The 14265-nt window shown below is 62.8% G+C and carries 15 protein-coding genes; 6 read left to right on the forward strand and 9 right to left on the reverse strand.

Going from position 1 to position 14265, the window contains the following annotated elements:
* Nucleotides 1-6 precede the first annotated feature (6 nt).
* Nucleotides 7-819 (reverse strand): DUF1206 domain-containing protein, encoded by an 813-nt coding sequence (locus AC1DCF_RS15655; RefSeq protein ID WP_477211835.1) that lies wholly within the window; start codon nucleotides 817-819, stop codon nucleotides 7-9.
* Between the two features lie 237 nt (nucleotides 820-1056).
* Between AC1DCF_RS15655 and AC1DCF_RS15660 the strand changes: the two genes are divergently transcribed.
* Complete coding sequence (locus tag AC1DCF_RS15660) at nucleotides 1057-1797, forward strand: phosphatase PAP2 family protein (RefSeq protein ID WP_477211836.1); 741 nt, start codon at nucleotides 1057-1059, stop codon at nucleotides 1795-1797.
* 615 nt (nucleotides 1798-2412) lie between these two features.
* Nucleotides 2413-2991, forward strand: a complete 579-nt coding sequence (locus tag AC1DCF_RS15665; RefSeq protein WP_477211837.1) for an HdeD family acid-resistance protein — start codon at nucleotides 2413-2415, stop codon at nucleotides 2989-2991.
* Between the two features lie 85 nt (nucleotides 2992-3076).
* Here AC1DCF_RS15665 and AC1DCF_RS15670 read toward each other — a convergent pair whose 3' ends face one another.
* Entirely contained in the window at nucleotides 3077-3838 is a 762-nt protein-coding gene (locus tag AC1DCF_RS15670) for an SDR family oxidoreductase (protein ID WP_477211838.1), read from the reverse strand.
* Between the two features lie 115 nt (nucleotides 3839-3953).
* Between AC1DCF_RS15670 and AC1DCF_RS15675 the strand changes: the two genes are divergently transcribed.
* From AC1DCF_RS15675 to AC1DCF_RS15690, 4 genes are all read left to right on the forward strand, one after another.
* The gene (locus tag AC1DCF_RS15675; protein ID WP_441789771.1) at nucleotides 3954-4427 is read left to right on the forward strand and encodes an NfeD family protein; all 474 of its coding nucleotides are present in this window, start codon (nucleotides 3954-3956) and stop codon (nucleotides 4425-4427) included.
* Nucleotides 4424-5395, forward strand: coding sequence for an SPFH domain-containing protein (locus AC1DCF_RS15680; RefSeq protein ID WP_477211839.1), 972 nt, complete (start codon nucleotides 4424-4426; stop codon nucleotides 5393-5395). Before AC1DCF_RS15675 ends, AC1DCF_RS15680 begins: the two co-directional genes overlap by 4 nt.
* A gap of 76 nt (nucleotides 5396-5471) precedes the next feature.
* Nucleotides 5472-6173 (forward strand): glycerophosphodiester phosphodiesterase family protein, encoded by a 702-nt coding sequence (locus AC1DCF_RS15685; RefSeq protein ID WP_477211840.1) that lies wholly within the window; start codon nucleotides 5472-5474, stop codon nucleotides 6171-6173.
* An 89-nt stretch (nucleotides 6174-6262) separates the two neighbouring features.
* Complete coding sequence (locus AC1DCF_RS15690; protein ID WP_441789774.1) at nucleotides 6263-6628, forward strand: RNA polymerase-binding protein RbpA; 366 nt, start codon at nucleotides 6263-6265, stop codon at nucleotides 6626-6628.
* A gap of 74 nt (nucleotides 6629-6702) precedes the next feature.
* On the opposite strand, the gene lnt is transcribed toward AC1DCF_RS15690, so the two are convergent.
* Genes lnt through AC1DCF_RS15725 form a run of 7 tightly spaced genes read right to left on the reverse strand, consistent with a single transcriptional unit; the run spans nucleotide 6703 to nucleotide 14204 of the window.
* A complete protein-coding gene (lnt, locus tag AC1DCF_RS15695; protein ID WP_477211841.1) occupies nucleotides 6703-8337 on the reverse strand; it encodes an apolipoprotein N-acyltransferase in 1635 nt (544 codons plus the stop codon).
* Nucleotides 8338-8346: 9 nt separating this feature from the next.
* A complete protein-coding gene (locus tag AC1DCF_RS15700; RefSeq protein ID WP_441789776.1) occupies nucleotides 8347-10794 on the reverse strand; it encodes a DEAD/DEAH box helicase in 2448 nt (815 codons plus the stop codon).
* Between the two features lie 25 nt (nucleotides 10795-10819).
* Nucleotides 10820-11572 carry a twin-arginine translocase subunit TatC gene (tatC, locus tag AC1DCF_RS15705; RefSeq protein WP_477211842.1) on the reverse strand — a complete coding sequence of 251 codons (753 nt, stop codon included), beginning with the start codon at nucleotides 11570-11572 and terminating at the stop codon, nucleotides 10820-10822.
* A 46-nt stretch (nucleotides 11573-11618) separates the two neighbouring features.
* On the reverse strand, nucleotides 11619-11822 hold the full coding sequence (gene tatA, locus AC1DCF_RS15710; RefSeq protein WP_477211843.1) for a Sec-independent protein translocase subunit TatA: 204 nt from the start codon (nucleotides 11820-11822) through the stop codon (nucleotides 11619-11621).
* Nucleotides 11807-12112: a hypothetical protein gene (locus tag AC1DCF_RS15715; RefSeq protein ID WP_477211844.1), complete on the reverse strand. Its 306-nt coding sequence runs from the start codon at nucleotides 12110-12112 to the stop codon at nucleotides 11807-11809. The genes tatA and AC1DCF_RS15715 overlap by 16 nt, the downstream gene beginning before the upstream one ends.
* Before the next feature lie 59 nt (nucleotides 12113-12171).
* Nucleotides 12172-13158, reverse strand: coding sequence for a helix-turn-helix transcriptional regulator (locus tag AC1DCF_RS15720; RefSeq protein ID WP_477211845.1), 987 nt, complete (start codon nucleotides 13156-13158; stop codon nucleotides 12172-12174).
* Nucleotides 13155-14204 (reverse strand): helix-turn-helix transcriptional regulator, encoded by a 1050-nt coding sequence (locus tag AC1DCF_RS15725; RefSeq protein ID WP_441789781.1) that lies wholly within the window; start codon nucleotides 14202-14204, stop codon nucleotides 13155-13157. Before AC1DCF_RS15725 ends, AC1DCF_RS15720 begins: the two co-directional genes overlap by 4 nt.
* Between the last annotated feature and the right edge of the window lie 61 nt (nucleotides 14205-14265).

Here is a 14265-nt window from a genome sequence, read left to right on the forward strand (position 1 = left end):
CCGCGGTCAGGACAGGCGGGCCAGGCGCGCCCGTGCACAGCAATACACCGCATATGCGATGAGTCCGATGCCAATCGCCGCCAGGATCAGGGCGCCATATGGCAGCGCGACAAGTGATTTCAGCGCCCCATCAAGTCCGGTAGCTTCGCTGGGGTTGAAGGTAGCGGCCGCGATCACGAAGAGTATCCCGACCATGCAGAGGGCGACCCCTTTCGCAACGTAGCCCAGCACGCCCAGTGTGACGACGATCCCACCGGCAGTTCCCGACGGAACGACGATGTCGTCGGTGAACTTCTTGGTTGCACCTTTGAACACGAAGTATCCGCCGATCCCTCCCACACCGAGTCCGACCAGGATCAATAGGATGACTCCGCCGGGTGCCGCAATCAGCGTGGTGCTGAAATCTCGTGTGGAGGTGGCGGAGTTCGTCGATCCGCCACTGGCAAAGATGAATGTGATGGCTGCGATGGCAAGGTAGGCAATCGCCTTGCCGAAGTCACGGATGCGGTGGGCCCACTTTCGTTTGGGGTCCGGACCGACAGCGACAATGATTTGAATGATCTGCCACAGCCCGAGAGCGACCAATCCAACCACGATGATCCACAACAGCACGGCACCACCGGGCGCCTCGGCGAGTTTCGCAAGGGCGCCAGATTGGTCGGCTTCACCGCCTCCTGCGCCGATTGCGAGGCTGAAGGCGATTGCACCGATGACGCCATGCAGCAGGCCATTGACCACGAAGCCCATACGTGCCAGAAATTGGAGTGTCTTACTGCGCTTCGCGGTGCGCGCGGCCTCGGCCGCGACTCCATCTGACATGTGCACAGCGTAGCCCCGCACCGCCACATTCACAGGATGAGTTATCGCGCCTTGAGCGCAACGCTCGGCCCAAGTTCACCCAACCAGGGCGTCACCAACACCGTGTCGACCACCATCGGTAGGCGCCGACGTGCAGGAGCAGTACGTTCTTCTCAACTGAGACGCGTTTGACGAAAGGGATGCAAATGAGAAACGTACAGTTCCATTGGTCAGTTCTGGGAACCGTGGGGTAGCGATATGCCTCCCGCTCGCGCACTCGATGGCAAACCGGCCGGCGCAGTCGGCGGGCCCGCCCACCTGAAAGTCGGACTCGTCATTGCCGCAGGCCTGCTCGTCGCCGTGGGAACGGGATGGTTTTTTCTCATGCTGGCCTCGGTGTCTGGAGAGTTCGGTCTGGCCCGAGCCGACTGGCCAATTCTGACCTGGTTGGTCGAGCACCGGACGCCGGTTCTCACCTCTGTCACAACGGTGATCGCGACAGTCTCGGGCCCGGTGGGCATGCCGATCATTGTTCTCGTCACAACACTCGTCTGGGCGTTGACCTCCCGACGCCTCTGGCGTCCGGTGCTCCTTGCGAGCGCAATGATCCTGGGTGTGCTGCTCACGTTCCTGATCACGCACCTCGTCGGCCGCCCTCGGCCGCCCGGAGATCTGATGTTGCTGGGGTTCGACCCCACCCCGTCTTTTCCGTCGGGCCATGCCGTTGGAGTGGGCGACTTCCTCCTGGTCGGGGGATATCTCATCTGTTCACGGATGTGGTCGGTGACGCGCATCGTGCTGTGCGCGCTCACCGCTGTCGTTGGCATCTTGTTGGTCGATTTTTCTCGTCTGTATCTGGGCTACCACTGGTTTACCGATGTTGTAGCGGCTCTGGGGTTGTCGGTGGCAGTGCTTGGACTCGTCATCGCCGTTGATGCCGTGAGGCAATCCAGAGGAGAACGATACGCGCAGAGCCGAACGAAAGAATTCCACTGGTAGCACGATCTGTCCTTGACTTTCTCGCCGGCCTGCTTCAGATTCGCGTCGCCTGTGTGGCCGAGATCAGAGACAAATGCATTCCTATCAGGAAAAGACGATTCGGGGGACCGTTCTCCAACTTTCAACAATCTGCACGGTTTGCACTTTCCATCTTTACGAGCTGACATAATGTGCATTATCGGACACATTCGATATGCCACGGAAAGCGGCTGTTCTTCCGGTTTTCCGCTGGTTCGGCGTCAGGATGCTTCCTGTGGCGCCGTGCGCTGACGGCCGTGTGTTTTGCACTGTTTTGCAAACAGACTGTGTTGTGAAAATCGCGCACAACGCGGCTGCACCGGTGATCGACGCATTGGCTGCTGGTTCGTGCTGAGCTATTTCACGATGCAGCTTCGTTGCCCCGCCGGACTCCGGGCGAGGCAGCTCGCCTGAACCGAATGTGCATATTATGTCAGGTGATTTCGGCTGCACGCAGGCAGCGACGGCCCAGGTTACGAATTGCCGGACGAACATCGCGACCGTGCACCCTCGCGCAGTAGGTTGGGCCTGAACTATTACCTTCGCTCGACACCGTTCCCATACGGACTAGTCGCGGCGTTCACTGAGGGGAACAGCATGTCACAAGGTGTCACGGTATTCGATCTCACGATCGATCCAACACAGCTGAGCAAGTCCGAAGTCATGGGAATTCGCGTCGCCATCGGCATCAGCGGCCTGGTCGCAGTTGGGCTCGGGATCGTTGTGCTCGTCTGGCCGGAGTCCACTCTGTCGGTGATTGCCGTTCTGTTCGGTCTCTATTTCTTGATCGTCGGAATCGTGCGCGTTACTCGCGGCCTCTTCACCACCGGGATGAGCGGCGGGTTGAGGATTCTGGCCATTCTGCTCGGCCTGTTGCTGATCATCGCGGGTATTATCACGATCCGAAACCCACTCGATTCGCTCGTCGTGCTCGGCATGCTCGTTGGCATCTCATGGATCATCGAAGGCGTCGCCGCACTCGTCGAGACTGCGTCTGACTCCAGCCGCTGGTTTGGCACCCTGTTCGGTGCGATCAGCATCATCGCCGGCATCATCGTGCTGCTCGTTCCCCTGCAATCGCTCAGTGTGCTCGTGATCATCGGTGGAATCTTCCTGATCGCATCGGGTCTCGTTCAGCTCGCGCAGTCCTTCACCTTCGGTCGCGCGGCGAAGTAGATCCCTACAACGTTGCCGCAGATTGCACAGACAAGAAAGGCGTCGCACTCCCCCGGAGTGCGACGCCTCTTCTGTTGGTGAAGTTTTACGCTCCGAAGTCTGAGATGTCGCCGACGTAGCGCGTGTTGTTGGCCGGAACCGGTTCAACAGCGGCCGACGCGATCTCGGCTGCGAACTCGCTGACGTTGTAGAGGCGCCCCGCTGAGTCCTTGCGGGCGCTGATCGCTCCCGGGTTGGCACGCTCGAGCAGTGTCGCCGTGATCGTTCCCTCGATCATGTCACCGGAGACGACGACAAAGCCGATTCCCTTTTCGTCGAGCTCGGGGATCAGGGCACGGAGGGCGTCCTCCCCCGCACGCTTGCTGCGCGCGACGGGCTCGTACTCCGGCATCGTCTCGGTGGTCTCGATGAAGTGTGCCTGGTGGCTCGTGACGAAAACGACGCGGGCGCCGTCGGCCAGCACGGGCACCGCAGTCTTCAGCAAGTTGACCTGAGCGTCTCGGTTCAGCTGCATCGCGTAGTCGGCGGCCATGCCGCTTTCCATACCGCCTGAGGCATTCATCACGAGGATGTCGAGACCACCGAACTCAGCGCGGATCGTTTCGAACATGGCCGCGACCGAATCCGCGTCCGTCAGGTCAGCCCCCACGGTGAGCGCGGTGCCGCCGGCCGCACGAATCGCGTCTGCGAGCTTCGTGGCGCGAGCCTCCTTGTTGCGGTAATTGATGACGACCTTCGCGCCGGCTTCGGCGAAGTAGCCCACCGTGTCGGCGCCGATCCCCCGGGACGATCCCGTGACGAGTACACGCTTGCCCTCGAGTGTTCCGGCTGCAAGTGGATTGGTCACATGTACTCCTCAGAAATAGTTCAAGTTCAACAGAACGACACTACCAAGTTGACGGTCAGTCCCCGTGGTCCACCTGCTAGTTTCGAAGATGTACCCAACAAAGAAGGGGGCTCAAATGGACATCTTCCTCGCTGACTACGGCTGGATTGTCTGGCTTGTGCTCATCCTCATCTTCGTGACAATTGAAATGGTCACACTCGAACTCACCTTCCTCATGATGGCCCTGGGAAGCCTGGGTGGGCTGGTGTCCGGACTCCTCGGCGCCCCCTGGTGGTTGCAGCTGATTCTCGCCGTCGCTCTGTCACTCGTGCTTCTGCTTGGCATCCGTCCCCCGTTGCTTCGAGCGCTCAAGCGCGGCGGTGACCCGAGCAAGACCAATGTCGACGCCCTCATGGGTCTCGGCGGACGCGTGGTTCGCTCAGTCGGCATGAACGGCGGGCAGGTGCGTTTGGATAATGGGGAAACCTGGACCGCCAGGCTCTCCCCCGATGTTCCCCCGCGCGACTTGCAGCCGGGCGAAATTGTGAGCGTCACGGCAATCGACGGCGCCACCGCAGTTGTGGTGCCTTCTGAAGGGAACACTCCATGATCGGCACCAACCTCCTCATCCTGCAGATCTTCGTGGTGATTGTGATCGTGGCGCTCGTCGCCTTCCTGATCGTCACGTTGTTCAAAGCGATTCGCATCATCCCCCAGGCCAGCGCAGGCGTCGTCGAACGGCTCGGTCGCTATCACAAGACCTTGATGCCCGGCCTGAACCTGCTCATCCCGTTCGTTGACCGGCTTCGGCCGTTGATCGATATGCGCGAGCAAGTCGTGTCGTTCCCGCCGCAGCCGGTGATCACCGAAGACAACCTGGTGGTGTCGATCGACACGGTCGTCTACTTCCAGGTGACGGATGCACGTGCCGCGACCTACGAGATCGCCAACTACCTCGGCGCGGTCGAACAACTCACGACGACGACACTGCGTAACGTCGTCGGCGGGCTGAACCTCGAAGAGGCCCTGACCAGCCGAGACAACATCAACGGCCAGCTGCGTGTGGTTCTCGACGAAGCAACGGGCAAATGGGGAATTCGTGTCGGCCGGGTCGAGCTGAAGGCCATTGACCCGCCTCACTCCATCCAGGATTCGATGGAGAAGCAGATGCGGGCAGAGCGTGACCGACGTGCCCTCATCCTGACGGCGGAGGGCACGAAGCAGTCCGCGATTCTCACCGCGGAGGGCGCGCGACAGGCCGCCATCCTCTCCGCCGAGGGTGACGCCAAGGCGGCGGTGCTGCGTGCACAGGGTGAGGCCGAGGCCATCACGACCGTGTTCAAGGCGATTCACGACGGCGACCCCGACCCCAAGCTGCTCGCCTATCAATACCTGCTGACCCTTCCCAAGCTCGCCGAGGGCAGCGCCAACAAGCTGTGGATCGTGCCCAGCGAACTGACCGAGGCCATGAAGGGAATCGGTCGCGCATTCGCACCGCAGGGCCCGGCCGGCACCCCCGTCCCGACCACCGCAACTCCGGCCGCCTCCCCCGCCGGCCCCACTCCCCCGGCGTCGTAATAAGGAACAGGTACCACGCATCACCGCGCTTTCATTCTTCTCCCCGGCAACACCCCGCATTTTCGCGCATCGCGGATTGGCCGTCAACGCGCCGGAAAACACACTGTTGGCGTTTCTCAACGCGCTCTCGACCGGGGTCGGCTACCTCGAGACCGACCTTCACGTGAGCCAGGACGGCGTCGCAGTGATCAGCCACGATGCCGATCTGTTGCGGCTGGCCGGCCGTTCCGTTCGGGTCGACCAACTGACCATGGCGGAATTGCGCCGAGTCGACCTCGGATTCGGACAGACATTCTGTTCGCTCAGTGAAGCCCTCGACGCGTTTCCGCAAGCACGGTTCAATCTCGACATCAAAGCCCTCGGTGCGGCCGAGCCGACTGCGCGTGCTGTGCAGAAGGCGAAAGCTACGGATCGAGTGTTGATCGGGTCTTTCTCTGAGGAACGACGGCTGCGCGCTCTGAGCCTGCTTCCGGGTGTCGCAACGTCTGCTTCTGCGGCAATTCTGCGTCAGGTGGTGTCGGCCGCAAAGTTTGGGTTGACGGCGCAAGTGCGGCGGAGTATGACTGGCATTCACGCTGTGCAGGTTCCGGAGAGCGTGAAGTTTCTGAGAATTGTCACACCCCGATTCGTGCGTCTCATGCACGCGACGGGTGTCGAGGTGCACGTCTGGACGGTCAACGAAGAATCGGCCATGAATCGTCTGCTCGATATGGGTATTGACGGCATTATGACTGACCGGTGCGATGTCGCCTTGGGGGTGCTGGCCCGGCGAGACTGAGAGTTTCCTCTCAGATGGCGGGTCACGGAAAGATAACGCCCAGCTTCATGGTTTACAACTGTGAATGCATCGCGAGAGGAGACCACACGATGGCGGATCGCAGTTTGCGTGGAATGAGATTGGGCGCACAAAGCCTTCAGACTGAAGAGGGAGTCACCTTTTCTCCACGAGTTAGTCACACTTACCTGTGTGCCGCGTGCGGACGCGAAACGGTGTTGATTTTTTCGGCTGAAGCCGACGCACCTGACGAGTGGGAGTGCAAGCACTGTTCCCAGGTGGCAACCCGCCTCGTTGATTCGAAGCCCGTTGTCGTCGACCACTCAGATGAGAAGATTCCCCGCACCCCGTGGGACATGCTGCTTGAGCGTCGCACCCTGCCCGAGCTTGAGGAACTGCTCGAAGAGCGCCTCACGTTCTTGCGCGCACGTCGCGGACAGCAGAAGATCGGCGCATAACGTGAAGTGACCCACCAGCATCCGGGCGTGGCGATTTCATACGCTCGAATTGTACGGACCGGCCGAAGCCACGCTTAACTGCGTGGCTTCTTCCGTTTCCGGCCGTCTCGTTGAACGGCGCCGGACTGAACCGTGCCGGACTGAACCGCACCCACGGCGCAGAAAGCGAATCCGGCGAGGCCGAGGCCCGAAACAAGCCATTCAATCCCCCGCCCTGCGGCCATGGCCGGGGTCACCGTGTCGCTGAGTGGAACCGTCTGAACCATTGCTCCTGGCACCCAGGTGGGAAGCGAGTCGAGGGTCGACCCGTCCGGGGTGATGATTGCGCTGGTGCCGACGGTCGAGATGTTGACGACCGTGCGCCCGGCTTCAATCGCCCGGATGCGCGCGATGGCGAGTTGCTGCACGCTCTCGTCGGTCGTGCCGAAATCGGCATTGTTGGTCTGCGCCAGAATGATCTCTGCCTTCTTGTCGATCATCTCGTGAACGAGTTGATCGTCGGCGATGTCGAAACAGATCGCGATTCCGGCGAGTAGGCCGTTGATGTCGAAGATGTTGCTCTGGGTGCCGATCGTGTAGTCGCGGGAAATCAGGTCGATCAGCTCGGGAGCAAACGGGCGCCAGAACGCTCGATTCGGCATGTACTCGGCGAACGGAACCGGGTGCACTTTGTCGTAAATCTGCACGGCGCCCTCGTCGGCCTTCCAGAGCAGCGACGAGTTGTAGTAGAGCCCGTCCCGATGGGTGATTGTGCCGGTGACGACGGGGGCATCCATTGCCGTGCTGATGTAGTCCATGATGCGCGTGGCATCCGCGGATCTCGTCGGGTCGACATCGCTCGCGTTCTCCGGCCAGACCACGAAATCGACGCTCTCGCTGACCAACGGCAATGTCGCGGAGGCGTGGTCGTTCAGAATCTGACCCGGCGCATGCTGAGCGAACAGCCCGGCGTCGGCCCCGCCTTGCACCGCTGCCAGACGAGTGGTTCCCGACTGGATTGTCGGCCAGGCCGGAAAAACAATGAGCAAGGCGACGGATGCGACGGCGATCCCCCAACGGGGCGCCACCCGGAGATCAGGCTCCCGGATCAACTGAATCGCGAGGGCACTCAGCCACACGATCAGGAAGCTGAGCCCTGACATGCCGACCCAGGCGACAAGCGGGCCGAACGGACTTTCCGACTGCGAGATCGCCACCCTGCCCCAGGCGAAGCCGCCGTACGGCCAGACGGCGGCCAGCGCTTCGCGGGCCGTCCAGAGGCCCGCGACGACAATCGGCACCATGCCGACCCGGCCAAGCGGGGTCGGCCAGACGCGCGGACCCCAGCGCAGGACAACGGCGATCAAGGCGAGTCCGATGCCGAAGAAGATCGCCTCGAGCACGGCCAAGGCCAGCCACGGGACCGGTCCGAGGTAGAGCGTCAGCCAACTGATGTGGATGGCCCAGAACGAGAACCCGGCCGTCAGGCCGACGAGAAGCCCGGTCCACGGCCCCCGGCCGATCAGAGCGACGAGCATTAGGGCCACGGCGACCGGGGCCAGAAACCACAGGTTGAGATCGGGGAACGCCGCGTCGAGAACAGCACCAGCACCGACCGCAGTGAGGAGGGCCGCCCAGAGTGGGAGCCGAAGTTGTTCTGTAGCCGGCAGCGCGGCCGGAGCCTTCTTCGCGACCGGCGCCGCAAGCGGTTCGGTTGTTGCCACTGTCACCATTTCAGCCTAGCCAACCGATGAGTAGGCCACGATGCCGCGACGTATCGAGTCCATTGCAACCCGGGCAGTGCGCCCCACGTGGCCGTCTGCGACAACCGAGAGCTGGTCGAGCAAGTCGATGGTTTGCTTGGCCCAGCGCACGAAGTCACCGGCAGCCATCTCTGCCTCTTCGAGTACGTTGACGAGCGAGTCGCCGCGCGCCCACCGCCACATCGCCAGGCTGAGGCCGACGGCCAAGGGGTTGCTGCCGGGCAGGTGGTTGTCGCGCTCCAGGTCGTCGAGGCGGCTCCAGAGCTCTTGGGTCTCATCCAACGCCGGTCGAAACGTGCCCTTCGGCAGGTAACGAGCGTCGATCAGGCCCTCGTCGCGACGCGGCTCGAAGACGAGCGCGCACGCCATGGCTGCCAGGCCGGCGGCATCGAGGTGGTTCCAGAGACCGCGGCGCAGTGACTCGGCGACCAGCAAGTCGCGCTCCGCATAGATGCGACGCAGGATCAGACCGCTCTCGCTCAGCGTGAGCTGGCCCGACGGATCGGCGACGAGGTAATCGAACCCGAGGAGCACATCGGTGACCCGGTCGAAGATGCGGGCGATGGCACCGGTGCGGGAGGCAATCTGCTTGCCCAGGGCGTCGTTCTGCCGTTTGAGCTTCCAGTAGCGTTCGGCCCACCGCGCGTGCTGCTCTCGTTCGGGGCATTGGTGGCAGGGATGCGCCTTCATGCGCTTACGCAGGCTCTGCAGCTCGCGTTGGCGCAGCTCGCGTTCGCCGCGCTTGGTCTGATCGCTGCGCTCGTTCTCACGCTCCAGGTCGCTCAACCGGCGACGGATGCCCGAATACTCGGTGAAATCGCCGAGGTGGCAGGTCATCGCCTCGGCGAACCCGGCCAGCGACTCATCTTGTTGTCGAACGGTGCGCGCGAGATCCACAACGGCTCGGTCGGCTTGGAACTGAGCAAACGACGACTCGAGCACCTGGCGGGTGCGCGTGCGGCCGAACTGATTGATCAGGTTCACCGCCATGTTGTAGGTGGGTTTGAAACTTGAGTTAAGTGGGTAGGTGCGCCGGGACGCCAATGAAGCGACAGCTTGCGGGTCGAGCCCCTGCTGCCACTGGATCACCGAGTGGCCGAGCGCGTCGATACCCCGGCGTCCGGCACGGCCGGTCAGCTGCGTGTACTCCCCCGGCGTGATCGGAACCCGAGCTTCGCCGTTGAACTTTTCGAGCTTGTCGAGCACGACGGTGCGCGCCGGCATGTTGATGCCGAGCGCGAGAGTTTCGGTCGCGAAGACGGCCTTGACCAGCTTCTTCTGAAAAAGCTCTTCGACAACTTCTTTGAACGCGGGCAGCATGCCGGCATGGTGCGCGGCGACACCGCGCTCGAGCCCGTCGAGCCATTCCCAATAGCCGAGCACGGCCAGATCCTCATCGAGCAGGGTGCGGCACCGGTCGTCGACGATCGCGCGGATCTCATCGCGTTCCTGCTCGTCGGTCAGACGCACGCCGGCGCGCAGCACCTGGCGAACCGCCTGATCACAGCCGACCCGGCTGAAAATGAAGAAGATCGCCGGCAGCAGGTGCTTGCCGTCGAGCATCCGCACGATCTCGGAGCGATCCATCCGGCCGAGCTCTGGCTGCATCCGTTCGTGATAACGGCCGCCGCGATCGTTGCGTCGCCGGTTGTTGCTGAAACGGGAGGATGCGCCTCCTCCGCCTCCACGAGTCAACTGCACGAGTTCCGGGTTCACCCGGTGTGTCGCTGCTTTGCCCGACGAATCGAAGAGGTCGAGCATTTTGCTCTTGACCAGAACGTGCTGCTCGAGAGGAACGGGCCGCTCCTCCGAAACGATTACGTCGGTCTCACCGCGCACAGCCTGCAGCCAGTCACCGAATTCTTCGGCGTTCGACACGGTGGCGCTCAGCGACACCATGCGTACCGACTGCGGGAGGTGGATGATCACTTCTTCCCACACAGCCCCGCGGAACCGGTCGGCCAGATAGTGCACCTCGTCCATGATGACGAAGGCCAGGTTGGTCAGCAGATCGGAGTCGGCATAGAGCATATTGCGCAGAACCTCGGTGGTCATCACCACGATGCGCGCGTGCGGGTTCACATTGGTGTCGCCGGTCAGTAAGCCCACTTCGTCGGCGCCGTACTGGGCGACGAACTCCTGAAATTTCTGGTTGCTCAGCGCCTTCATCGGCGCCGTGTAAAAGACCTTGGCCGAGGGAGTCGCCATCGAGAGGAACACGGCGAACTCGGCGACGATGGTCTTCCCGGCGCCGGTGGGCGCCGCGACCAGCACGCTGTTGCCGTCTTCGATCGAGGTGCAGGCAGCAATCTGGAACGGGTCAAGACCGAAGTTGAGTCCGGCTCGGAATGCTTCGACTTGGGGATGTCCGGCGCGGGTGCGTGCTGCGGCGAATCGTTCGGCTGGGGAGAGTGTGTCTGTCACGTTTGCGGGCACGAATCTGCGGGGATCAGACGGCATACTCTGCGGCGAACGACTGGGCGCGTTTGGCGACTCGGCGATCGTGGAGCCAGGCGATTCCGTAGGCCAGGAAGTACAGAACGATCATCGGAAGCGCGAGAAGGAACATGGACACCACGTCGGCGGCCGGCGTGGCGATCGCGGTGAACAGAATGATGACCAGGATGGCGATCCGCCACGATTTGATGATCGACGCGGCGCTGATCACTCCGGCGAAGTTCAGCAGCACGATGAACACGGGAAGCACGAACGCGACGCCGATGGCGACGACGAGTTTCAGAACGAAGTCGAAATAGTTTTGGGCGTTGATGAACGCCGCGTCTTCTGAGGGCGCGAAGCTGGTCATCAGCTCGACCACATGCGGGAGCACGTACCAGCCCGCCGCGCAGCCGGCGAGAAACAACGGCACAGCGGTGAAGAAGAAGCCGAAGGTGTACTGCTTCTCACGACGGGTCAGACCGGGCACCAAGAAGGCGAAGATCTGGTAGAGCCACACCGGGCTCGACACAATCAGGCCCACATAGAGCGAGATCTTGAGCTTCAAGTCGAACGCCGACGTGATGTCGGGATAGTTGATCTGGGCGTTGCGGTGCTGCGCCTCGATGATGGCGTAAATCGGCTCGCGCAAGGCATCCCAGACGAAGTCTGAGAGAAACCAGCCGGCGATCGCACCGACGAACAGTCCGGCGGCCGCGAGGAAGAGTCGCTTGCGCAACTCGAGAAGGTGCTGCCCGAGCGACATCTTCCCGTCGCGGCCCGCCCTCTGTGGGACGCGCCCAGTCACCAGATTACGGCTTTGTCGTGGGATCGGCCGGGCGAGCAACTTCGGCGTTCGGGTCTTCGTCGACCTTGTCGCTCTTGATCTCGCTCTTGAAGATCTTCATTGACTGTCCGAGGCTTCGGGCCAGTCCGGGCAGTTTCGGTGCGCCGAACAAAAGCAGCACGACGACAAGGATGATTAGGAAGTGCCATCCGGTCAAGTTCTGAAGCATGAGGCTGTGTCCTCTAAATTCGTTGGGGTGTGTGTGAGTAGTTTACCGCGGTCAATCCGTGTATCTCGACGAACCTGGCGGCGACGGGCGTGTTCAGCACGATCCTGCTCCCGTAGGAACCCGAGTTCGCCGGCATCCTGAAAGATCGCCGGGTCGAATCGGGGCTCGTGCTGGGCCGCTGCCTCGGCGAATGCCGCGTCGAGCAGCGTCATTTTGTCGCCGAGTTCGGCCAGAGCATCGGCCGTGACCATCGCTTTTCGAAAAAGCCTGATCGCGAACCAGACGAGCATGCCGAGCAGCCCGAGAATCAGCGCGCTCCAAATCAGGAGCCAGCCCCACCATGCCATGGCTATGCCTCGGTCTCGTCGTAGTGGGCGGCGCCATCCGCAGCCCAGTCGGCGACAACCCGACGAGCCGCATCCGGCGACACGACCGTGACGATGCCGGCCAGACCGGTGACGAGCCGTTTGAGACCGTGAAAGTGGGCAACCCGCAGGGTCGTGCGCACTCGGTCGCCGTTTCCGATTGGTTCTTCACCGACCGGCCGGTAGTCGGCCATGAGCCGCATGGCTGTGGCCGGCAGTTCCACAACGACCGTGAGATCGTCGTCGGAGCCTTCGAAGAGGCGTTCTGGAAGCCGCACATCACCGGCATGCGCTGCGGCCGGCTGATCTGTCGGCGCCACCAGGCTCATCCGGTCGAGCCGGAAGGTGCGCACGGCCTCGCGGAGGTGGCACCAGCCGCGCAGGTACCAGTCGTTGTCGACGGATTCGACCCTCAGCGGGTCAACGACACGGTGAACGCTCTCGCCCCGTGCGTTCAGGTAATCGAATTCGACGGGCAACCCGTCGCGCACGGCGGCCTGAATCGTCGAGATCGTCTCGCTGGCGACGACCTCAGAGACCGCGACCTGGCTGGGTGCCGACGAGGCGCCACGGGTCAGTTTGGCCATCACTCTGGCAATTGCCTCTTTGTCCGCGTTCTCCGGTAGCGAGGACAGGTACTGAAGGCCGGCAATCAGCGCAGCGGCCTCCCGCGCGCTGAGCCGGGGAGCATCGTCGATGGCCACCAGGTGGGTGAGCACGATGCGGTCGTTGTCTTCGAACTCATCCCAGTGGATGTCGAAGAGGTCGCCGTGCTGGTACTGACGTGACTCCCCCGGCACTCCCGAGAGCGCGATCAGCCGAACTGCATCGCGCACCTGGTTCGGGCTGACGGCGAAATGGGCGGCGACCTCGGACACCTCGACGTTGGTGTGCTCGGTGAGGTACGGGACCAGCGACAACAGAAAAGTCAGCTTGTCTGGCGCGCTGAACTGGGCAGCTCGTTCGGTCATGAGTTCACGCTTCCGCTGTCTGTTGCGCCGGGTGCGGCACTCGCCGGTGCGGAGTGGGCGTCGCGCACCCCGATCAGGCGGGTGCGCACGGCCTGGCGTAGCTCCCGTGGCGTCTGGACGACGACCTCGGGGCCGTAGCCGGCGAGTTCGTCGGCGAGGATGTTCAAGTCGGTGAAGTGCAGGGTGAGCAGGTTCTCGCCTTCGTTCTCCGCGGCATTGCGTTTGCCGAGGCGAAGCGCTGCGTCGCTGCCGGGGCGCACCTCGACGACGGCCGTGTTGGCACTCCAGAGGCGGTCGAGGTCTTCGAGCGCGTTCTGCGCGGCACCCGGCACCACCTCGGCGCTGGGACCGGGCATCGTTTGCACCGGTCCGGTGATGCGTGACAGCAAGAAGGTGCGGTTGGCGTCGGCGGCCAGGTCGGTGGCCGCAAGGTGCCAGCGCCCTTCGTGCAACACGATGGCGCGCGGGATGACCTGCCGGCGGCGCGGCGCGGGCTCACCCGGCTTCAGATAGAGAAATGCGACACTCTGCCCACGATCGAGAGCCTTGCTCAGTGGCTCGAACGCCGCATCCCGCGCCCGGAGGCTCGGCGCATAGCCGAGGATCGGATCGTTCGAGTCAACCCCGAGCGAATTGAGCTTGGTGAGCGCCCGGCGGGATTCCGCCGAGAGCGAGCCCTCCCGCCAGACCGTGCCGGCAAGCTTGAGGAGCATGAGCTCGTCGGCCGAAAAGGTGATGTCGGCGGGCAGGTCGTAGAGGCCCTTGGGAATGCGATAGCGCAGGTGGTGGTTGCTTCCTGGCTCGTCGTCGGAGTCGATGGTTTCCAAGGGGATGCCCAGGTCGCGGATGTCGTCTTTGTCACGTTCGAATTGGCGTTCCAGGCTCGCATTGTCACCGCCCAGCACATAGCGCTGACGGTAGCCCTGCACCGTGGACAGAATGTCGGACTTGGTCAGCCCGATTTCGGTCGCGATCAGCGCGAGGACGAGGCTGAACAGGCGTTCCTCAATGGCGACGGTGGGGTGTTTGTCTGCGGTGGGCGGCACAGGGGCGATTCTATGGGATTGACGTGCGCGGGAGGTGGAGGCGGGCAAGACGAACGCCCCG

The organism is Leifsonia sp. 10L418, assembly GCF_056395445.1.